Annotated in this window: 15 protein-coding genes, 5 tRNA genes and 2 rRNA genes; 20 read left to right on the plus strand and 2 right to left on the minus strand. The window is 28.9% G+C overall.

Features of this window, described 5'->3' with window-relative positions; translation table 11 throughout:
- The first annotated feature begins 187 nt into the window (after positions 1-187).
- The 17 genes from C9I82_RS01695 (at position 188) to C9I82_RS01780 (ending at position 20,076) form a co-directional block, all read left to right on the plus strand.
- Positions 188-1,748, plus strand: a 16S ribosomal RNA gene (locus tag C9I82_RS01695).
- 76 nt (positions 1,749-1,824) lie between these two features.
- Positions 1,825-1,897 (plus strand) — tRNA-Glu (locus C9I82_RS01700).
- A 61-nt stretch (positions 1,898-1,958) separates the two neighbouring features.
- Positions 1,959-4,873 (plus strand): 23S ribosomal RNA (locus C9I82_RS01705).
- Together the 16S and 23S rRNA genes with 1 tRNA gene alongside form the textbook arrangement of a ribosomal RNA operon.
- Positions 4,874-4,917: 44 nt before the next feature.
- Entirely contained in the window at positions 4,918-5,931 is a 1,014-nt protein-coding gene (gene murB / locus C9I82_RS01710) for a UDP-N-acetylmuramate dehydrogenase (protein WP_115956252.1), read from the plus strand.
- 35 nt (positions 5,932-5,966) lie between these two features.
- On the plus strand, positions 5,967-6,728 hold the full coding sequence (locus C9I82_RS01715; protein WP_162859731.1) for a biotin--[acetyl-CoA-carboxylase] ligase: 762 nt from the start codon (positions 5,967-5,969) through the stop codon (positions 6,726-6,728).
- Between the two features lie 904 nt (positions 6,729-7,632).
- Positions 7,633-7,705: transfer RNA gene (locus C9I82_RS01725), tRNA-Thr, on the plus strand.
- 19 nt (positions 7,706-7,724) lie between these two features.
- Positions 7,725-7,806: transfer RNA gene (locus tag C9I82_RS01730), tRNA-Tyr, on the plus strand.
- A 26-nt stretch (positions 7,807-7,832) separates the two neighbouring features.
- Positions 7,833-7,904: transfer RNA gene (locus C9I82_RS01735), tRNA-Gly, on the plus strand.
- A 138-nt stretch (positions 7,905-8,042) separates the two neighbouring features.
- Positions 8,043-8,426 carry a preprotein translocase subunit SecE gene (gene secE / locus C9I82_RS01740; protein ID WP_115956129.1) on the plus strand — a complete coding sequence of 128 codons (384 nt, stop codon included), beginning with the start codon at positions 8,043-8,045 and terminating at the stop codon, positions 8,424-8,426.
- Between the two features lies 1 nt (position 8,427).
- Positions 8,428-8,982 (plus strand): transcription termination/antitermination protein NusG, encoded by a 555-nt coding sequence (gene nusG, locus C9I82_RS01745; RefSeq protein WP_115956130.1) that lies wholly within the window; start codon positions 8,428-8,430, stop codon positions 8,980-8,982.
- 36 nt (positions 8,983-9,018) lie between these two features.
- A complete protein-coding gene (rplK, locus tag C9I82_RS01750) occupies positions 9,019-9,447 on the plus strand; it encodes a 50S ribosomal protein L11 (RefSeq protein WP_115956131.1) in 429 nt (142 codons plus the stop codon).
- A gap of 8 nt (positions 9,448-9,455) precedes the next feature.
- Positions 9,456-10,154: a 50S ribosomal protein L1 gene (gene rplA / locus C9I82_RS01755; RefSeq protein ID WP_115956132.1), complete on the plus strand. Its 699-nt coding sequence runs from the start codon at positions 9,456-9,458 to the stop codon at positions 10,152-10,154.
- A gap of 134 nt (positions 10,155-10,288) precedes the next feature.
- On the plus strand, positions 10,289-10,792 hold the full coding sequence (rplJ, locus tag C9I82_RS01760; protein WP_115956133.1) for a 50S ribosomal protein L10: 504 nt from the start codon (positions 10,289-10,291) through the stop codon (positions 10,790-10,792).
- Between the two features lie 86 nt (positions 10,793-10,878).
- On the plus strand, positions 10,879-11,253 hold the full coding sequence (gene rplL, locus C9I82_RS01765) for a 50S ribosomal protein L7/L12 (protein WP_115956134.1): 375 nt from the start codon (positions 10,879-10,881) through the stop codon (positions 11,251-11,253).
- 107 nt (positions 11,254-11,360) lie between these two features.
- Positions 11,361-15,392 (plus strand): DNA-directed RNA polymerase subunit beta, encoded by a 4,032-nt coding sequence (gene rpoB, locus C9I82_RS01770; protein ID WP_115956135.1) that lies wholly within the window; start codon positions 11,361-11,363, stop codon positions 15,390-15,392.
- 90 nt (positions 15,393-15,482) lie between these two features.
- Positions 15,483-19,685, plus strand: a complete 4,203-nt coding sequence (rpoC, locus tag C9I82_RS01775) for a DNA-directed RNA polymerase subunit beta' (RefSeq protein WP_408607970.1) — start codon at positions 15,483-15,485, stop codon at positions 19,683-19,685.
- 118 nt (positions 19,686-19,803) lie between these two features.
- Positions 19,804-20,076 carry an HU family DNA-binding protein gene (locus C9I82_RS01780; RefSeq protein ID WP_115956136.1) on the plus strand — a complete coding sequence of 91 codons (273 nt, stop codon included), beginning with the start codon at positions 19,804-19,806 and terminating at the stop codon, positions 20,074-20,076.
- Positions 20,077-20,129: 53 nt separating this feature from the next.
- Here C9I82_RS01780 and C9I82_RS01785 read toward each other — a convergent pair.
- A tRNA-Ser gene (locus tag C9I82_RS01785) sits at positions 20,130-20,221 on the minus strand.
- A gap of 133 nt (positions 20,222-20,354) precedes the next feature.
- On the opposite strand from C9I82_RS01785, the gene dut reads away from it, so the two are divergent.
- Complete coding sequence (gene dut / locus C9I82_RS01790) at positions 20,355-20,816, plus strand: dUTP diphosphatase (RefSeq protein WP_115956137.1); 462 nt, start codon at positions 20,355-20,357, stop codon at positions 20,814-20,816.
- On the opposite strand, the gene pyrE is transcribed toward dut, so the two are convergent.
- Positions 20,798-21,487 (minus strand): orotate phosphoribosyltransferase, encoded by a 690-nt coding sequence (gene pyrE / locus C9I82_RS01795; protein WP_115956138.1) that lies wholly within the window; start codon positions 21,485-21,487, stop codon positions 20,798-20,800. The two genes, dut and pyrE, sit on opposite strands and share 19 nt — an antisense overlap.
- A 185-nt stretch (positions 21,488-21,672) precedes the next feature.
- Here pyrE and rpmB point away from each other — a divergent pair, with 185 nt between their 5' ends.
- Together rpmB and rpmG are read left to right on the plus strand one after the other, a co-directional pair.
- Complete coding sequence (rpmB, locus tag C9I82_RS01800; protein WP_115956139.1) at positions 21,673-21,909, plus strand: 50S ribosomal protein L28; 237 nt, start codon at positions 21,673-21,675, stop codon at positions 21,907-21,909.
- Between the two features lie 24 nt (positions 21,910-21,933).
- On the plus strand, positions 21,934-22,089 hold the full coding sequence (rpmG, locus tag C9I82_RS01805) for a 50S ribosomal protein L33 (protein ID WP_115956140.1): 156 nt from the start codon (positions 21,934-21,936) through the stop codon (positions 22,087-22,089).
- The last annotated feature ends 4 nt before the right edge of the window (positions 22,090-22,093 follow it).

Below are 22,093 nucleotides of genomic sequence, written 5' to 3' on the forward strand. Positions count from 1 at the left end.
TTATAATTTTATTGACTTATTATTAAGTTAAAGTTATATTTTAGTTTCTGTTTTTTTTTATAGTTCTTTTAAAATTTTATTTTTTATTGTGTGAGTGTTTTTAAAAGCAAATTAAATATTTAATATATATAATTCACTTTGAATTTTATTTAGGGTTATAATTTAATTTTGTTTTTTTAGTCAGTATTAATTGAAGAGTTTGATCATAGCTCAGATTGAACGCTGGCGGCAAGCTTAACACATGCAAGTCGAGCGGCAACATAATTAAAGGCAACTTTAATTGATGGCGAGCGGCGGACGGGTGAGTAATATTTGGGGATCTACCTTAAGAAGGGGGATAACTATTGGAAACGATAGCTAATACCGCGTAATGTTTAACAACCAAAGTGGGGGATTTATATTTATATATAAACCTCATGTCTTTAGATGAACCCAAATGAGATTAGCTAGTAGGTAAGGTAATGGCTTACCTAGGCAACGATCTCTAGCTGGTCTGAGAGGATGTCCAGCCACACTGGAACTGAGAACGGTCCAGACTCCTACGGGAGGCAGCAGTGGGGAATATTGCACAATGGGCGAAAGCCTGATGCAGCTATGCCGCGTGTATGAAGAAGGCTTTTGGGTTGTAAAGTACTTTCAGTAGGGAAGAAGTCATATATACTAATAATATTAATGATTGACGTTACTTACAGAAGAAGCACCGGCAAACTCCGTGCCAGCAGCCGCGGTAATACGGGGGGTGCTAGCGTTAATCGGAATTACTGGGCGTAAAGAGCACGTAGGTGGTTTATTAAGTCAGATGTGAAATCCCTGAGCTTAACTTAGGAAGTGCATTTGAAACTGATAATGCTAGAGTTTCAGAGAGGGAGGTAGAATTCCAAGTGTAGCGGTGAAATGCGTAGATATTTGGAGGAATACCAGTGGCGAAGGCGGCCTCCTGGTTGAAAACTGACACTGAGGTGCGAAAGCATGGGGAGCAAACAGGATTAGATACCCTGGTAGTCCATGCTGTAAACGATGTCGACTTAAAGGATGTAGTTTTTAGCTATGTTCTTTGTAGCAAACGCGTTAAGTTGACCGCCTGGGGACTACGGCCGCAAGGCTAAAACTCAAATGAATTGACGGGGGCCCGCACAAGCGGTGGAGCATGTGGTTTAATTCGATGCAACGCGAATAACCTTACCTGGTCTTGACATCCACAGAAGTTTTTAGAGATAGAAATGTGCCTTTGGGAACTGTGAGACAGGTGCTGCATGGCTGTCGTCAGCTCGTGTTGTGAAATGTTGGGTTAAGTCCCGCAACGAGCGTAACCCCTGTTCTCTGTTGCCAACAGTTTAGCTGGGAACTCAGAGAAGACTGCCGGTGAAAAACCGGAGGAAGGTGGGGATGACGTCAAGTCATCATGGCCCTTACGACCAGGGCTACACACGTGCTACAATGGCGTATACAAAGGGAAGCGAACTCGCGAGTGTAAGCAGAACCCATAAAGTGCGTCTCAGTTCGGACTAGAGTCTGCAACTCGACTCTATGAAGTCGGAATCGCTAGTAATCGTAGATCATCATGCTACGGTGAATACGTTCTCGGGCCTTGTACACACCGCCCGTCACACCATGGAAGTGCTCTGCAAAAGAAGTGAGTAGTTTAACTTATATTATGTAAGAGGACGCTTACCACTTTGTGGCTCATGACTGGGGTGAAGTCGTAACAAGGTAACCGTAGGGGAATCTGCGGTTGGATCACCTCCTTAAATATATTATATTTTATTTTAATTTTTTTTGTTTTTAATATGCTCACACAGTTTTTTTTATTTTTTAATTTTATTAGTCCCTTTCGTCTAGAGGGTTAGGACCTCGCCCTTTCACGGCGGTAACGGGGGTTCAAATCCCCCAGGGGACAAATAATGTTCTTTTAAAATTTGGTTATTTATAGATTTGTTTTAAACATTTATGGGTTGCAAGGTTAAGTTAATTAAGCGTATACGGTGGATGCCTAGGCAATCAGAGGCGATGAAGGACGTGTTAATCTGCGATAAGCATCGGTAAGGTGATATGAACCGTTATAACCGGTGATTTCCGAATGGGGAAACCTGATATATATAATTGTATATCACTTTAATGTAAATTATAAGTGTCAACTAAGAGAACTGAAACATCTAAGTATCTTAAGGAAAAGAAATCAATTGAGATTCCCTTAGTAGTGGCGAGCGAAAGGGGATTAGCTCTGAATTATAATTTAGTAATATATATTAGTAGAATAAATTGGAAAATTTAGCTATAAAGGGTGATAGTCCCGTATATGAAAATATTGTTATTAAAGATTCTAAGAGTAGAACGAGACACGAGAAATCTTGTTTGAAGATAGGGGGACCATCCTCTAAGGCTAAATACTCCTGATTGACCGATAGTGAACTAGTACCGTGAGGGAAAGGTGAAAAGAACCCCGGTTAGGGGAGTGAAATAGAACCTGAAATCGTATACGTACAAGCAGTAGGAGCTTCGTATTTAAGAAGTGACTGCGTACCTTTTGTATAATGGGTCAGCGAGTTGTATTTTGTAGCAAGGTTAACAGTATATGGGAGCCGTAGGGAAACCGAGTCTTAATTGGGCGTTAAGTTTCAAAATACAGACCCGAAACCCGGTGATCTAGCCATGAGCAGGTTGAAGGTTAGTTAATTCTAATTGGAGGACCGAACCGACTGATGTTGAAAAATCAGCGGATGACTTGTGGCTAGGGGTGAAAGGCCAATCAAACCGGGAGATAGCTGGTTCTCCTCGAAAGCTATTTAGGTAGCGCCTTATAAATTCATCTTTAGGGGTAGAGCACTGTTTCGGTCAGGGGATTTACCGATCTACTAACCCGTTGCAAACTTCGAATACTAAAGAATGTTATTATAGGAGACACACAGCGGGTGCTAAGATCCGTTGTGGAAAGGGAAACAGCCCAGATCGCCAGCTAAGGTCCCTAAGTTATAGTTAAGTGGGAAACGATGTAAGAAGTCTTAAACAACCAGGATGTTGGCTTAGAAGCAGTCATCATTTAAAGAAAGCGTAATAGCTCACTGGTCTAGTCATTTTGCGCGGAAGATTTAACGGGGCTAAATTATACACCGAAGCTGCGACAGCAATATTTTTATTTTATTGTTGGGTAGAGGAGCGTTCTGTAAGCTGATGAAGATGTATTGAAAAATATGTTGGAGGTATCAGAAGTGCGAATGCTGACATGAGTAACGATAAAGCAGGTGTAAAACCTGCTCGCCGAAAAACTAAGGTTTCCTGTCCTACGTTAATCGTGGCAGGGTTAGTCGAAACCTAAGGCGAGGCCGAAAGGCGTAGTCGATGGACAACAGGTTAATATTCCTGTACTTGATTTTATTAATGATGGGGGGACGGAGAAGGTTATATCATCCAAATATTGGATTATTTGGTTTAAGCGTGTAGATGAGATTTATAGGAAAATCCGTAAATCTATAAACATTAAGGCGTTATGACGAGATTCATTATCGAATTTAAGTGATAAATACCATGCTTCCTAGAAAAGCCTCTAATTTTTTTAGAAATAATATCAATTCGTACTACAAACCGACACAGGTAGTTAGGTAGAGAATACTAAGGCGCTTGAGAGAACCCAGGTGAAGGAACTAGGCAAAATAGTGCCGTAACTTTGGGAGAAGGCACGCTGATATTAGGTGAAAACAATTTACTTGTTCAGCTGAAATCAGTCGCAGAGAATAGCTGGCTGCAACTGTTTATTAAAAACATAGCACTGTGCAAACATGTAAGTGGAAGTATACGGTGTGACGCCTGCCCGGTGCCGGAAGGTTAATTGAAGGGGTTAAAGAGAAATCTTGAAGCTCTAGATTGAAGCCCCGGTAAACGGCGGCCGTAACTATAACGGTCCTAAGGTAGCGAAATTCCTTGTCGGGTAAGTTCCGACCTGCACGAATGGCGTAATGATGGCCAGACTGTCTCCACCTGGGACTCAGTGAAATTGAATTCGCTGTGAAGATGCAGCGTAACTACGGCAAGACGGAAAGACCCCGTGAACCTTTACTATAGCTTGACACTGGATTTGAAATATTAATGTGCAGGATAGGTGGGAGTTAGTGAAGTATAGATGTAAGTTTATATGGAAACGTCCTTGAGATACCACCCTTTGATGTTTTAAATTCTAACCTAGTAGGATACAACTACAGAGACAGTGTCTGGTGGGTAGTTTGACTGGGGCGGTCTCCTCCTAAAGAGTAACGGAGGAGCACAAAGATCGGCTAATCACGGTCGGATATCGTGAGTTTAGTGTAAAGGCAAAAGCCGGTTTAACTGGGAGCGTGACGGCGCGACCAGATGCGAAAGCAGGTCTTAGTGATCCGGTGGTTCTGAATGGAAAGGCCATCGCTCAACGGATAAAAGGTACTCCGGGGATAACAGGCTAATACCGCCCAAGAGTTCATATCGACGGCGGTGTTTGGCACCTCGATGTCGGCTCATCACATCCTGGGGCTGAAGCAGGTCCCAAGGGTATGGCTGTTCGCCATTTAAAGTGGTACGCGAGCTGGGTTTAGAACGTCGTGAGACAGTTCGGTCCCTATCTGTCGTGGTCGATGGAAGATTGAGGAGAGCTGCTTTTAGTACGAGAGGATCGAAGTGGACGCATCCCTGGTGTTCGGGTTGTTACGCCAGTAGCAATGCCCGGTAGCTATATGCGGAAAGGATAAGAGCTGAAAGCATCTAAGCACGAAACCTACTCCAAGATTAATCTTCCCAGAGATTAAATCTCCTAAAGGGATGTTGAAGATAACAACGTTGATAGGCTGAATGTGTAAGCATAGTAATATGTTTAGCTAATCAGTACTAATATCCCGTGAGTCTTAACCTTGCAACACCATAAATGTTTTTTTAATATATTTTAATTTTTATTCTATGATTTCTTTAAAATTTTTTCATACTTTGGGTATAGATTTATATTCTAGGGGTATTTTTTTTGCTAAAACTATTGGTATTATTAGTAAATATTGGTTTATTTGTCGTAAATTAAATATACCATTTATTTTATTAGGTTGTGGTAGTAATGTATTTTTTTTAAATAATTATTCTGGATTAGTAATAATAAATTTAATTAAGGGAATTTTTATTGAAGAAAAATTAGATGTATGGTTGTTACATGTAAAATCTGGTGAAATTTGGCATGATTTAGTTAAATATACTATGAATATTGGTATTTTTGGATTAGAAAATTTAGCTTTTATTCCTGGTTCTGTAGGATCGGCAGCTGTTCAAAATATTGGTGCATATGGATTAGAATTTAAAGATATATGTGAATATGTAGAAATTACTAATTTAAATAATCTTAAAGTTTATAGATTTAAAGTTAAAGATTGCTTATTTGGTTATCGTAGTAGTATTTTTATGTATGGTTTAAAAAGAAAATATATAGTAACTGCTGTTGGTATCAGATTAAATAAAAAATGGTGTTCTATTACTAATTATATTAATTTTAATATTAAGTTTTTTACTCCAATAAAAATATATAATGTTATATATAATATACGTAAAAGTAAAATTCCAGATCCTAAATTAATTGGAAATGTTGGTAGTTTTTTTAAGAATCCTATTATACATTTAAAGTTATTTAAAAAAATATTATTTAAATATAAGAATATACCTTATTATAAAATGTTAAATGGAACTATAAAATTATCTGGTGGATGGTTAATTGATAAATGTGGATTAAAAGGATATTCTATAGGTGGAGCTTCTATTAATACAAAACAATCGTTGGTAATTTTAAATATTAATAATGCTACATCTGATGATATTATATGTTTAGCACGCAAAATTCGTATTGATGTAAATAATAAATTTAATGTTTGTCTTATCCCTGAAGTAAGATTTATTGGTAAATATGGAGAAATCAATCCGTTAAGTATAATTTAATGAATAATTTTATTATTTTATTTAGAATATTATATATGTTAAATAAATATAGATTATGTTCTTTAAATATGTTTGTTAATTATTTGGGATTGAGTGATATTTTAATTAAGAGATTTATTAAAAAGTTAAAATTTATGGGAGTATATATATTAAAATTTAATACTTTTGATACCGTTATTTATTTTTCTTTAAATATTTTTGAATTTTTAGATCAGATTAAAATTTTAAATAAATTAAAATTTAATAATCGTGTTTTTTTTATTCCTATAGTTGATTCTACTAATAATTTTTTATTAAGGCGTATGAATATTTTAAGATTGGGTGATGTTTGTATTTCTGAGCATCAAACAAATGGTAGAGGACGTTTTAATAAAATTTGGTTTTCTCCGTTAATTGGAAATATATATTTTTCTATGTTTTGGAATATTTGTGATAGTTCGATTTCTATTACTAATTTAAGTATAATAGTAAGTAAAATGATTATAAAAATTTTGTCTAAGTTTGGTGTTGCGAATGTTACATTTAAATTACCTAATGATATTTATTTAAATAATAAAAAAATATCTGGTGTTTTAATTGATGTTGTTTATAAATCTAATGGGTATAGAAAGATAGTTATTGGTATTGGATTGAATTTGTCTCCAATTTATGATATTTTTTATAATTTTCATTATATAAATTTAAAAATATGTAACACTTTTATTGATAGGAATTTATTAATTTCTAATTTAATTAATAATTTATTTATTGTTATGTATAAATCGAATTTTAATAAATTTTATAGATTATTTAATTAATTTTTTATTAATAAATTATATTATTTGGTTTTTATATTTTTTATTATTTATTTTATAATTATAAGTTTTATTTAATATTAATTTTGTTCTCTTTTTAGTAGGTAATATATTTTTTATTAAATTTATTTTATTTGTAATATTACATATTAAATTTAGTTAATTAAATAATTCTTTTTTAGTTAAATTATTAATTTTTTTATTAAAAATATTCTTTGTATTTATCTCTATTTTTATATAGATTTAATAATCTATCTTTATATCATATTTTAAAAATTTTTCTGAGGTATGAACATATATACTAAAATCAATTAAATCTGATAAAATTTTTTTATTTATTTTTTTTTTATTTATAAGTTTTTATTTGTGAAATATTTATTTCTTCTAATATTAGAATATTAATTTTATTAGTTTTAATGTATTTATTTTTTATAATATCGTAGTTTAAATGTGAATATTTAGGTATTTTTATTTTATTTTTTTCTGATTTTACTTTTTGTAAAAATTTTTTTAAATTTTTGAAATTATATTATTCAGGAAAATCTTTTTTATTGATTATTTTTTTTCAGGTTTTTATTTTAATATAATAAATTATCTGTACTTACATTAGTGATCTTTATTTTCAAATATTCTTTTAAAAGTTTTTTTATTATTTGTGCTAAAGTTATTTTTCCTTATGTTACAGTACCAGTTATTCCTATTATATATGGTGTATTATTTTCAATTTTTTTTATTTTTTTTATTCATTTTTGGGTTTTAAATCATTCAAATTTATTATTAAATATATTTTATATATTAAAGGGCTATTGTTAAATAGTATATTGTCTTATTTAATTTTATTGTTTAAATTTTTCTTGCATAAAAAATATTATTTCGTACAATTGTAACAAAATTAATTTTATTAATTGCCGGCTTAGCTCAGCAGGTAGAGCAACTGACTTGTAATCAGTAGGTCACCAGTTCGATTCCGGTAGCCGGCATTGATAAATATTAGTTAATGGTGGGGTTCCCGAGCGGTTAAAGGGAGCAGACTGTAAATCTGCCGTCATTGACTTCGAAGGTTCGAATCCTTCCCCCACCAATTTGTACATAAATATTTCTTATAATGCGAGTATCGTATAACGGCTATTACCTTAGCCTTCCAAGCTAATGATACGGGTTCAATTCCCGTTACTCGCTCATTTTTTATAGATTTATTATTGTGATTGTTATAATTTTATAATATTTTTTATTGTAATAATTATCAAGAATTTAAATATAATATTATTTACTTAATATTAATATAATTTTTGTATTATTTTTGATTAGGAATATTTTATGAATGTTAAATTAGGAGTAAAAAAAAAAAAAAGAATATTAGAATATATTAAATGGTTTTCTATATTTTTATTAATTTTTTTCTTAATTATAGAGAATTATTTTTTCAACGTACATATTTGGTATGTACGTATTTTATTTTTGTTATTTACAATTTTTATGTTAAGTTTATTATTTATTTGTACTGATAAGGGTAAAAGAGCTATTTCTTTTTTTTACGAATCTAAGTTAGAAATGTATAAAGTTGTTTGGCCTACATTAAAGAAAACTTTTTATACAACATTGATTGTTTTAGTAGTAACTTTATTACTTTCTTTAATTTTATGGTGTTTAGATACTATTTTTATTTATTTTGTTTCTTTTTTTACTAGATTGAGATTTTAAAATGTTAGATAATTTTAAAAAACGATGGTATGTTGTTCAAGTATATTCTGGTTTTGAATCCCGGGCGGTTGATGCTTTGAAGAAACATATAAAAATGTATAAAATGGAAAATTTATTTAGTAAAATTTTAGTTCCTACGGAAGAAGTTGTAGAAATTAGAGGAGGTCATCGTCGAAAAAGTGAACGTAGATTTTTTCCGGGATATGTTTTGGTTAAGATGTCAATGACTAATGAAAGTTGGCATTTAGTTAAAGGAGTTCCTCGTATTATGGGGTTTATAGGTGGTACTTCTGATTCACCATCACCAATTAGTGACAAAGAAGTTATTCTTATTTTTGATAAACTTAAACAAATAGGTGATAAACCTAGACCTAAAGTTTTATTTGAAATTGGTGAACTTGTTAGAATTAATGATGGTCCATTTATAGATTTTAATGGTATTGTAGAGAAAGTTGATTATGATAAAAGCCGTTTAACTGTATCAGTCTCTATTTTTGGGAGATCTACTCCTGTAGAATTAGATTTTAATAAAGTTGAAAAGGATAATTATAAATAATTTTTTAATTTTATATTTAAATTTGGAATTTATTATATGGTAAAGAAAATTAAGATATTTATTAAGTTACAAGTACCAGCTGGTAGTGCTACACCAGCTCCTCCTGTCGGCCCTTCTTTAGGACAACATGGTATTAATATAATGGAGTTTTGTAATGATTTTAATAATAGAACTATAAATATTGAAAAAGGTGTTCCTATACCTGTAATTATTACAGTATATGTTGATCGATCTTTTACCTTTATAATAAAGAGTCCACCTGTATCTGTATTAATTAAAAAAGCTATTAATATTAAATTAGGTTCTAGTAATTGTAAAAATAATAAGGTTGGTAAAATTACGATTAATCAACTGGAAGATATTGCTAATATTAAAAGATTAGATATGACAGGTTCAGATATTAATAAATTGATTTCATCCATTAAAGGTACTGCCATTTCTATGGGTGTAGATATAGAGGAATAAATAAAGTTATGATAATTATTTCTAAGCGAAGAAAATATATGTTAAAGGATAATTTTTTAAAATTTAAATTACATAGTTTTGATAAAGTAATTATATCTATTCAGAAATATCAGAGTTTGAATTTTATTGAAAGTGTAGATGTTTCCGTTAATTTAGGTATTAATATTAATAAACCCGATCAACATGTTAGTGGTATGGTTGTTTTACCTTATGGTACAGGTAGAAATGTCAAAATTATTGTTTTTACTAAAGATATTGACAATTTATTATTAAAAGAATTAAGTGTTGATATGATTGGTATGGAAGATTTAGTATATAAAATTAAAAATGGTTTTAAGGATTTTAATTTAGTTATTGCAACACCTGAATCTATGTCTATGGTAGGTACATTAGGTAGTATTTTAGGTCCTAAAGGATTGATGCCTAATCCTAAGTTAGGTACTGTTACCAATAATATTGTCAAAGCTGTTAAGGATGCAAAATCTGGTCAGATACGTTTTTGTAATGATAAAAATGGTATCATTCATTCTATGATTGGTAAGGTAAATTTTGATGTATTTAAAATAAAGGAAAATTTAAGAATATTTTTACTTTCCTTAATAAAATTTAAACCTATTTCTTTTAAAGGTCTATATATAAAAAAAATTACTATTTCTAGTACAATGGGTTTAGGTTATCCGATTAAGTATAATGATTTTTTATCTTAAAATAAAATTATTGTTTTATATTTTTTGAATAATTGTTAATATAATTTATTTTATTATTGTAATTTTAATTAAATAATAGTAAAATCATCTATTAGTTTGTCATATTAAAATATTATTGTTCATGTGGATATATTATGCGGTTAAGTATTTTTGATAAAAAATCAATAATTTTGGAAATAAAAAAAATAATTGATTGTTCTTTATCCATAGTAGTTGCAGATATATCTGGTATTAAGGTTAATGTTATGACTTATTGGCGTAAATTAGCTCGTGAAAATAATATTTATTTACGTGTTTTACGTAATAATTTATTATTTAGAATCGTACAGGGTACAAAATATGAATGTCTAAAAAAAAAATTTATTGGACCTACTATTGTTGCTTTTTCTTTAAAGTGCCCTTTAGATTCAATTAAGTTGTTTAAGAAATTTTTAGATGAAGAAAAGAAATTGAAAATAAAATGTTTATTTTATGATGATAAGTATTTACCTTCAAAAGAAATTTATAGTTTATCTAAATTTCCTTCATACAATGAAGCTATTATATTAATTTTATTTATTTTAAAAGAAATTAGTATTTTTAGTTTTATTAAGGTTTTATTAAATATTTATTATGTTAAAAATAATAATATTAATTAATTTTATTTTTAGATTTTAAATATTAATATTTTATTTTTAAATATATTAGTTTTTTTAGGGTTTTATAAATTTTGGAATTTTAAATTATGTCTATTAATCAAGATCAAATTATAGATGCAGTATCTAAAATGTCTGTAATGGATATTATGAAATTAGTTTCAGCTATGGAAAAAAAATTTGGTGTTTCTTCTTCTTCATTAGTTGCTAATAAAGATACTCAATTAATTAAACAAGTTGAAGTTGAGGAAAAAACTGAATTTGATATTTATTTAAAAGATTTTGGTAGTAATAAAATTTCCGTGATAAAAGCTATTCGTAGTACCATAAGTTTGGGATTAAAAGAAGCTAAGGATTTGGTGGAATCAGCTCCAGTTCTTATAAAAGGATCTATTTCTAAAATTGAAGTAGATAAAATTAAAGATATATTAGAAAAGGCTGGTGCTCAAATAGAAATTAAATAAGTTATTGATTTGTATTAATTATATTTTATTTTTAGATTTTTAATTTAATATATTAGAATTTTTATATTTAATTAGTTTATATTAGTTATTTTTTTATTGGTGATTACATGGTATATTCTTATACCGAAAAAAAAAGAATTCGTAAAAGTTTTGGTAAACGACCACAAGTTTTAAATATACCTAATTTACTTTCTATACAACTTGATTCTTTTGATAAATTTATTAAACAAGATTTAACAGGTAAATATGGTTTAGAGTCTTCTTTTCGTTCTATTTTTCCTATAAAAAGTTATGATAATAATGTTGAGTTACAATATATAACTTATAGTTTAGGTGAACCAGGTTTTGATGTTCAAGAATGTAAAATAAGAGGAGTAACATATTCTTCCCCTTTACGTGTTAAATTACGTTTATTATTATATGTGTTTGAAAATTCAAAAAAGATATTAAAAAGTGATAAAGAACAAGAAGTATATATGGGAGAAATACCATTAATGACATTTAATGGTACTTTTATAGTTAATGGTACTGAAAGAGTGGTTGTTTCTCAATTACATCGTAGTCCTGGTGTATTTTTTGATAGTGATAAGGGGAAAACTCATTCTTCTGGTAAAGTTTTATATCATGCACGTATTATTCCATACAGAGGATCTTGGTTAGATTTTGAATTTGATCCAAAGGATAATTTATTTGTTCGTATTGATCGTAGACGTAAATTACCTGTGACTATTATACTTAGAGCTATGGGTTATTCTGTTGAAGATATTTTGGGTATATTTTTTGATAGTGTTATATATAAGTTAAATAATAATGGTACATTTAGAATGGAATTGATTCCTTCTCGTTTAAGAGGTGAGATAGTTTGTTTTGATGTTATTGTTAATAATTTTTTATATGTTGAAAAAGGTCGTAGAATATCTGCTAAACATATTAATAAATTAATTAGTGATAATATTAAATATATTGATGTACCTTTTGATTATTTGATAGGTAAAGTATTGATTAAAAATCATTATAGTTTTATTACTGGTGAATTAATATTATCTGCTAATGATAAGTTGACATTAAATAATCTAAATAAATTGAAAGAATCTAATTGTTTTTCAATTCATACTATTTTTACTAATGATTTAGATCATGGTTCTTATATTTCTGAAACTATACGTATTGATCCTACTATTGATAATTTAACTGCATTATTAGAAATTTATAGAATGATGAGACCAGGTGAACCACCAACACGTGAAACAGCGGAAATTTTATTTGAAAATTTATTTTTTTCTGAAGAACGTTATGATCTTTCATCAGTCGGTAGAATGAAATTTAATCGTTCTTTAAGGCGTAATGTTGTAAATGGTAGTAGTATTTTAGATAAAAGTGATATTGTAGATGTGATTAAGAAATTGATTGCTATTAGAAATGGTAAAGGTGAAATTGATGATATAGATCATTTAGGTAATAGGCGTGTTAGATCTGTAGGTGAAATGATAGAAAATCAATTTCGTATAGGTTTGGTTAGAGTTGAGAGAGCTGTTAAAGAGCGTATTTCAGCAAGTGAATTAAGTTCTTTAATGCCTCAGGATATTGTAAATGCAAAACCAATATCTGCTTCTATAAAGGAATTTTTTTGTTCTAGTCAGTTATCACAATTTATGGATCAAAATAATCCTTTATCAGAAATTACTCATAAAAGACGTATTTCAGCGTTAGGACCTGGTGGTTTAACTAGAGAACGAGCTGGTTTTGAAGTTCGTGATGTTCATCCTACTCATTATGGTAGAGTTTGTCCTATAGAAACTCCTGAAGGGCCTAATATAGGATTAATTAATTCTCTTTCGGTTTATGCAAGGACAAATGAATATGGTTTTTTAGAAACACCATATCGTTTAGTTAAAAAAGGTTTATTAACTGATGAGATTCATTATTTATCTGCAATTGAAGAAGGGATGTATATTATAGCTCAAGCTAGTACTAATTTTGATCATTTTGGAAAATTTTTGGATGATTTTATTATTTGTCGTCATAAAGGGGAAGCGAGTTTATTTCATATTAAACAAATTCATTATATGGATGTTTCTACACAACAAATAGTTTCGGTTGGTGCTTCTCTTATTCCTTTTTTAGAACATGATGATGCTAATCGTGCATTAATGGGTGCTAATATGCAAAGACAAGCTATTCCTACTTTAATATCTGAAAAACCTTTAGTGGGTACGGGAATGGAACGTGTTGTTGCAGTTGATTCTGGTGTTACTATTATCGCTAAGAGAAGCGGTGTAGTTCAACATGTGGATGCAGATCGTATTGTTATTAAAGTAAATGAATGGGAAATTATTTCTGAAAATTATGGTATTGATATATATAATTTAATCAAATATGCTCGTTCTAATCAGAATACATGTATCAATCAGAGCCCATGTGTTTTTTTAGGTGATGTTATAAGTGCAGGTGATGTTTTAGCTGATGGATCAGCTACAGATTTAGGGGAATTAGCTTTAGGTCAGAATATGAGAGTTGCATTTATGCCATGGAATGGATATAACTTTGAAGATTCTATTTTAATATCTGAGCGTGTAGCTCAAAAAGATAGATTTACTACTATTCATATACAAGAACTATCTTGTATATCTAGAGATACAAAATTAGGACAAGAAGAAGTTACATCTGATATTCCTAATGTTGGTGAATCTGCTTTATCTAAATTAGACGAATCTGGAATAGTTTATATTGGTGCTGAAGTTAAGGGTGGTGATATTTTAGTCGGTAAAGTTACACCTAAAGGTGAAACACAATTGACTCCAGAAGAAAAATTATTAAGAGCAATTTTTGGTGAAAAAGCATCAGATGTTAAAGATTCATCACTAAGAGTTCCTAATGGTGTATTTGGAACTGTAATTGGTGTTCAAATCTTTACTAGAGATGGTGTTTCTAAAGATAAAAGAGCATTAGAGATTGAAAATATGGAATTGGATCAGGTTGAAAAGGATCTTAAATATGAGTTGAAAATTATTCAAAATGATTTATTTATTAGAATAAGAAAATTTTTATTGTCTTTGTATTTATGTAATATTGATGTTAATAAATTAAATAATGATAAATTATTTGATATTAAATTAGATAGTAAAAAAGATCAGACTATATTAGATGATTTTTATAAAAAATATAAGATATTAAATAATAATTTTTTAAAAAAATTTGATGATAAAAAACGTAAAGTCGTACAAGGTGATGAATTACCTCCTGGAATATTAAAAATAGTTAAGGTTTATTTAGCCATTAGACGTCATATTCAATTAGGAGATAAAATGGCCGGTCGTCATGGTAATAAAGGTGTAATTTCTAAAATTAATCCTATTGAAGATATGCCTTATGATGAGAATGGTGTGCCAGTTGATATAGTACTTAATCCATTAGGAGTACCATCTCGTATGAATATTGGTCAAATTTTAGAAACACATTTAGGTATGGCTGCAAAAGGTATAGGTGAAAAGATTGATTTGATGTTAAAAAATTCCGTTAATGTGTCAAATATTCGTAAATTTATAAAGAAGATTTATGGTTTAGGTGGTTTTAAGTACCAAAATTTTGATTTTGATAGTTTTACTGAGAAAGAAATATTAGATTTGGCATTAAATTTAAAAGATGGTTTTCCTGTATCTAGTCCTGTTTTTGATGGTGCTGATGAAGAAGAGATTAAAAAAATGTTATCTTTAGGTGGTTTTCCTTCTTCTGGACAAATTGTTTTATTTGATGGACGTACTGGTGAAAAATTTGAACAATCTGTTACAGTGGGTTATATGTATATGATGAAACTTAATCATTTAGTTGATGATAAAGTTCATGCTCGTTCTACAGGTTCTTATAGTCTTGTTACTCAACAACCCTTAGGTGGTAAAGCTCAATTTGGTGGTCAAAGATTTGGTGAGATGGAGGTTTGGGCACTTGAAGCATATGGTGCTGCTTACACTCTGCAAGAAATGTTAACTGTTAAATCTGATGATGTTATAGGTCGTACTAAAATGTATAAAAATATTGTTGATGGTAATCATCAAATGGAACCTGGTATGCCTGAATCTTTTAATGTTTTATTAAAGGAAATTCGTTCTTTAGGTATAAATATTGAATTAGAAGAAGAATAATTTTAATTGTATGTTTTTTATATATATAATAATTTATTTATTTTTTTAAAAATTTTATCTTATATTTTAGGGTTTTTAGTGAAAAATTTAATTAATATTTTTAAATCGCAAAGTAAAATAGAAGAATTTAATGCAATTAAGATATCGTTAGCTTCTCCAGATGTTATTCGTTCTTGGTCATATGGTGAAGTTAAAAAACCAGAAACTATAAATTATCGTACTTTTAAACCTGAAAGGGATGGTTTATTTTGCGCAAGAATTTTTGGTCCAATAAAAGATTATGAATGTTTGTGTGGAAAATATAAAAGATTAAAACATCGTGGGGTAGTTTGTGAAAAATGTGGTGTTGAGGTAACTCAAAGTAAAGTACGTCGTGATCGTATGGGTCATATTGAATTAGCTGCTCCTATAGCTCATATTTGGTTTTTAAAATCTTTACCTTCTCGTATTGGTTTATTATTAGATATGCCTTTGAAAGATATTGAACGTGTTTTATATTTTGAGTCTTATGTTGTTGTTGAATCTGGTGACACTTCTTTAAAAAGATATCAAATTTTATCTGAGGAACAATATTTAAATTATTTAGAAGAGTATGATGATAATTTTGATGCACAAATAGGTGCTGAAGCTATACAGAATTTATTAAAATTAATAGATATTAAACAAGAATGTATAAATTTACGTATTATATTAGATGAAATTAGTTCTGATACCAAACGTAAAAAAATTACTAAACGTATTAAATTATTGGAATCATTTATATCTTCTGGTAATAAACCTGAATGGATGATTTTCACTGTACTTCCAATTTTACCACCTGATTTAAGACCTTTAGTACCATTAGATGGTGGCAGATTTGCTACATCTGATCTTAACGATTTATATAGAAGAGTTATTAATCGTAATAACAGATTAAAAAGACTTTTAGATTTATCTGCTCCTGATATTATTGTTCGTAATGAAAAACGTATGCTGCAAGAAGCAGTTGATGCATTATTAGATAATGGTCGTAGAGGTAGAGCTATTACTGGTTCTAATAAGAGGCCGTTAAAATCTTTGGCTGATATGATAAAAGGTAAACAAGGTAGATTTCGTCAAAACTTATTAGGAAAACGCGTTGATTATTCTGGTAGATCAGTAATAACTGTTGGTCCATATCTTCATTTAAATCAATGTGGCTTGCCTAAAAAAATGGCATTAGAATTATTTAAGCCATTTATATATGGTAAATTAGAACTAAATGGATTTGCAACAACTATAAAATCTGCTAAAAAAATGGTTGAACGCGAGGAATCTATAGTATGGGATATTTTAGATGAAGTAATAAAAGAACATCCTGTGTTATTAAATCGTGCACCTACTTTACATCGTTTAGGTATACAAGCATTTGAACCAATTTTAATTGAAGGAAAAGCAATTCAATTACATCCATTGGTTTGTGCTGCGTATAATGCTGATTTTGATGGTGATCAAATGGCTGTACATGTTCCTTTAACTTTAGAAGCGCAGTTGGAAGCTAGGTCCTTAATGATGTCTACTAATAATATTTTATCTCCTGCTAATGGTGAACCTATAATTGTTCCATCTCAAGATGTTGTTTTAGGTTTATATTATATGACAAAGAGTAAAATAAATGCTCGTGGTGAAGGTATGTATTTTAAAGATCCTAAGGAAGTTGAACGTGTCTATTGTATGGGTATTATTGAATTACATGCTTTTATTAAAGTTCGTATTACTGAATATGAAAAAGATTCAAATGGCATATTGATTAAAAAAATAATTTTGGTAGATACTACAGTTGGTCGTGCTATTTTGTGGATAATTGTACCTAAAGGTTTGTCTTATTCTATAGTTAATCTTACTTTAGGTAAAAAATCTATATCTAAAATGTTAAATATTTGTTATAGAATATTAGGTTTAAAATATACTGTTATTTTTGCTGATCAAATTATGTATACTGGTTTTGCTTATGCTGCTAAATCTGGTGTATCTGTAGGTATTAATAATATTGTTATTCCTATTGAAAAAGCCGCTATCATTTCTGAAGCTGAGGTTGAAGTTGCAGAGATTCAGGAACAATTTCAGTCAGGTTTAGTTACATCAAGTGAAAGGTATAATAAAGTTATAGATATTTGGGCTTCAGCTAATGAACGTGTTGCTCAAGCTATGATGAAAAATTTATCAGTTGAGTTCGTTTTAAATATTAATAATAAAAGAGTAAAGCAATCTTCTTTTAATAGTATATTTATGATGGCAGATTCTGGAGCTAGAGGTTCAGCTGCTCAAATTAGACAATTAGCGGGTATGCGAGGTTTAATGGCTAAACCAGATGGATCAATTATAGAAACTCCTATTACTGCTAATTTTCGTGAAGGGTTAAATGTATTACAATATTTTATATCTACACATGGTGCTAGAAAAGGACTTGCAGATACAGCTTTGAAGACAGCTAATTCCGGTTATTTAACTAGACGTTTGGTTGATGTAGCACAAGATTTGGTAGTTACTGAATTAGATTGTGGCACTCTTGATGGTATTTTTATGACCCCATTAATTGAGGGTGGTGATATTAAAGAATCTTTACGAGAAAGAGTTTTAGGTAGAGTTGTTGCCGAAGATTTATTATATCATGATATGTCAAAGGTATTAGTTAAACGTAATATTTTATTAGATGAGTATTGGTGTAATATTTTAGAAGATCATTCAATTGATGTAATAAAAGTGCGTTCTGTTGTTTCATGTGAAACTAATTTTGGTGTTTGTTCTTATTGTTATGGTCGTGATTTGGCTAGAGGACATATTATTAATAAAGGAGAAGCGATTGGTGTTATCGCAGCTCAATCTATAGGTGAACCTGGAACTCAGTTAACTATGCGTACTTTTCATATTGGTGGAGCTGCTTCAAGAGCAGCTTTATCTTCTAATATACAAGTTAAAAATAATGGTAGAATAAAATTAATTAATGCAAAGACAGTATTAAATTCTGATAATATGTTAGTTGTTATTTCTAGAAATGTAGAACTAAAAGTGATAGATGAATTTGGACGCATTAAGGAAAGTTATAAGGTACCATATGGGGCTGTTATAGTTAAAGGTGATGGTGAATATGTAAATTCTGGTGAAATTATTGCTAATTGGGATCCACATACTATGCCTGTTATATCTGAAATTAATGGTTATTTAAAATTTGTTGATATGATTGATGGTCAAACAATTACAAGACAAACTGATGAATTAACTGGATTATCTTCTGTAGTTATTATGGATACTACTGAACGTATGTTAGGTGGTAAAGATTTACGTCCTTCTTTAAAAATTGTTAATGATATTGGTGGTGATATATTTATTTCAGGATTAGATACACCTGTTCAATATTTTTTGCCTAATAGAGCTATTTTACAATTAAGTGATGGTATTTATGTTAATGCTGGAGATATCCTAGCACGTGTACCTCAAGAATCTGGAGGTACTAAGGATATTACAGGTGGTTTACCTCGTGTTGCTGATTTATTTGAAGCTAGAAGACCTAAAGAATCTGCTATTTTAGCTGAAATAAGTGGTGTTATATCTTTTGGTAAAGAAACTAAAGGTAAACGTAGATTATTAATTACTCCAAATAATAATGATGAACATGTATATGAAGAGATGATTCCTAAATGGCGTCAATTAAATGTTTTAGAAGGTGAAAATGTTAATAAGGGGGATATTATTTCAGATGGTTCTGAAGCATCTCAAGATATATTAAGATTGAGAGGGGTTAATGCAGTTACAGATTATATAGTAAATGAAGTTCAAGATGTTTATCGTTTACAAGGGGTTAAAATAAATGATAAACATATAGAAATAATTGTTCGTCAGATGTTACGTAAAGCTACTATATTGAATCCAGGTGATTCAAAATTTTTAAGTGGTGAACAATTAGAATATTCGCTTATTAAGATTGAAAATCTTAAATTAAAATCTAAAGGTAAAAAGCTTATAGTTTTTATGAGAGATTTATTGGGTATTACTAAGGCTTCTTTATCAACTGAATCTTTTATTTCTGCAGCTTCTTTCCAAGAAACTACTAGAGTTTTGACAGAATCAGCAGTAGCTGGTAAATATGATAAATTACGTGGATTAAAAGAAAATGTTATTGTTGGTCGTTTAATTCCAGCAGGTAGTGGTTATTCGTATCATGTTGATCGTATACGTAAACGTACTAAATTACTTAAATTTAATAATATACAACAGAATATAACTGTTGAAGAGGCATCAGCTAATTTAACAGAATTATTGAATGCAGATATTTAATATTTAATAAATTTATTTAATAAATTATATTGTAATATGTTTTTTAAACTTGTATAATAAAATTAGGTTATTCATTAATAATTTTATTATAAAATATTATATGTGTTAAGGATATTATATGAATAAAACTCAATTAATTGATGTAGTTGCAAATCAAACTAATTTACCTAAAATTCAAGTAAAGTCAACTTTAAACAGTGTGTTAGAAACTATAACAAATTCCTTAAGAAAAGGAGATATAGTACAATTAGTTGGTTTTGGTACTTTTAAAGTAAATTATCGTTCTGCACGTCCAGGAAGAAATCCTCAAACTGGTGAGGAAATTTATATATCAGCTTCTAAAGTTCCATCATTTATTTCAGGAAAAACCTTTAAAAATGCAATTAAATAATATTAGATAATAATATTTGTTAATTTTATATATGTAATTAAATTATTATTTTTTGGCGGTGAAGGAGGGATTCGAACCCTCGATACGCTGTTTAACGTATTCATGCTTTCCAAGCATGTACTTTCAACCTCTCAGACACTTCACCAGATATCTTTTTGTTTATATTTTATATTATTTAATTTATATATCAATTATAATATTGTTTGATTTTTGTATTTTTTTTTTATTTTTAATATTTTTTATCATTTTATTAATATATTTAATGTTTAGCAGGTGTTATTTTGAAAATTATAGATATAAAAATTATTGATGAAAGAATTGGTCATTTGTATCCATTACCTGAATATATTACTTTAGGATCAGCTGGTTTAGATCTAAGAGCATGTGTTTTTAATTCAATTAAATTATTTCCTGGTATGTCAAAGTTAATATCTGCTGGTTTTGCTATCCATATAAATGATTCTTCTGTAGTTGGTTTAATTATGCCTAGATCAGGTTTAGGGCATAAATATGGTATTGTTTTAGGTAATTCTGTTGGTGTAATAGATTCTGATTATCAAGGTGAATTATTTATGTCTATATTAAATAGAAGTGAAAAAGAATTTGTTATTAATCCTGGTGATCGTGTTGCTCAAATTGTTTTTTTTTCTATTAATCAAGTTAAATTAAATTTAGTTAAATCATTTAATTCTAAAACTTCTAGAGGTGATGGTAATTTTGGTCATTCTGGTTTTTTTTGATATTTATTCAATTTAAAAATTTTATTTTTTAGTCCATATTGTTTTTGATAAGAATAAATTTTATTTAATTCATTTTTCATTTTTGGTTTAGTTTTAATATATTTTATCAAATTATTTAAAGTTATTATTTTATTTATTTTACAAGAATATTTTTTTTCTATTATTTGAACAGCAGACATATTATTACATTTATTTTCTTGACGATCAAAAAAAACAAATATTCCAGTTAATATAGTTTTATATTGTGATAAAATACTTATTGATTCTTTTATTGCTGTACCGATAGTAATTACATCATCGATTATGATTACTTTTCCTTTTAATTTACACCCTATTATTTTGCCCTGTTCACCATATTTTTTTATTTCTTTACGATTGAAACAATATGGTTTATTTATATTGTAATTTTTAGATAACGCAATAGCTGTTGCTATTACAATTGGTATTCCTTTGTATGCTGTTCCAAATAGTACATCGAAAGTTATATTAGTTTTTTTTATTTCTTTTGCGTATAAATTACCTATTTGTATTAAATCATTACCAGTGTTTAATATACCTGAGTTAAAAAAATAAGGACTTATTCTACCTGATTTTAAAATAAATTTTTTAAATTTAAATACTTTTTTATTTATCAATGATTTAATTATTTTTTTTTTAGATGATTTATTCATTTTATTCTTTATTTTTTATAATTTTAGTTAAGATTATTTATTTAAATTTGTTTATTTTAATATATTTTATGTATATTATTATTTTAATATATTATGTTTTTATTTTTTAATGTGATTATATCATCAAAAATTTTATTTTTTTATATTATTTTATTTTAAATAAATATTAAATTTATGGAGTTTTTATGTCTAGATTATGTTGTATTACTGGTAAACGACCTATTGTAGGTAATCATCGTTCTCATGCTATGAATGCAATTAAAAGGCGATTTTATCCTAATCTTCATTTTTGTAAATTTTGGTCTGAAAGTAAAAATTGTTTTATTAAATTACGTGTATCAATTAGAGGTATGCGTATTATTAATAAATTAGGTATTGATGCAGTATTTACTAAATATAATATTCGTGATATAAAATATTAGTTTATATTTTATTTAGGATTTTAGATGAGTGAAAAAATAAAACTTTTATCATCAGCTGGTACTGGTCATTTTTATATTTCTACTAAAGGTAAGCGTATGAAATTAATTAAGTTAAAATTAATGAAATATGATCCAGTCATTCGCAAACATGTATTATATGTTGAAGATAAAATAAAGTAATTTT

This window comes from Candidatus Purcelliella pentastirinorum, from assembly GCF_003391335.1.
GTDB classification, from domain to species: Bacteria; Pseudomonadota; Gammaproteobacteria; order Enterobacterales; family Enterobacteriaceae; genus Purcelliella; species Purcelliella pentastirinorum.

Bases quoted from the DNA above. Each gene is read 5' to 3' on its own strand.
- rplL (WP_115956134.1), top strand. From the start codon at position 10,879: ATGTCTATTAATCAAGATCAAATTATAGATGCAGTATCTAAAATGTCT.
- rplA (WP_115956132.1), top strand. From the start codon at position 9,456: ATGATAATTATTTCTAAGCGAAGAAAATATATGTTAAAGGATAATTTT.
- nusG (WP_115956130.1), top strand. From the start codon at position 8,428: ATGTTAGATAATTTTAAAAAACGATGGTATGTTGTTCAAGTATATTCT.
- rpoB (WP_115956135.1), top strand. From the start codon at position 11,361: ATGGTATATTCTTATACCGAAAAAAAAAGAATTCGTAAAAGTTTTGGT.
- pyrE (WP_115956138.1), bottom strand. From the start codon at position 21,487: ATGAATAAATCATCTAAAAAAAAAATAATTAAATCATTGATAAATAAA.
- rplK (WP_115956131.1), top strand. From the start codon at position 9,019: ATGGTAAAGAAAATTAAGATATTTATTAAGTTACAAGTACCAGCTGGT.
- rplJ (WP_115956133.1), top strand. From the start codon at position 10,289: ATGCGGTTAAGTATTTTTGATAAAAAATCAATAATTTTGGAAATAAAA.
- secE (WP_115956129.1), top strand. From the start codon at position 8,043: ATGAATGTTAAATTAGGAGTAAAAAAAAAAAAAAGAATATTAGAATAT.
- rpmB (WP_115956139.1), top strand. From the start codon at position 21,673: ATGTCTAGATTATGTTGTATTACTGGTAAACGACCTATTGTAGGTAAT.
- murB (WP_115956252.1), top strand. From the start codon at position 4,918: ATGATTTCTTTAAAATTTTTTCATACTTTGGGTATAGATTTATATTCT.
- rpmG (WP_115956140.1), top strand. From the start codon at position 21,934: ATGAGTGAAAAAATAAAACTTTTATCATCAGCTGGTACTGGTCATTTT.
- C9I82_RS01715 (WP_162859731.1), top strand. From the start codon at position 5,967: ATGTTAAATAAATATAGATTATGTTCTTTAAATATGTTTGTTAATTAT.
- C9I82_RS01780 (WP_115956136.1), top strand. From the start codon at position 19,804: ATGAATAAAACTCAATTAATTGATGTAGTTGCAAATCAAACTAATTTA.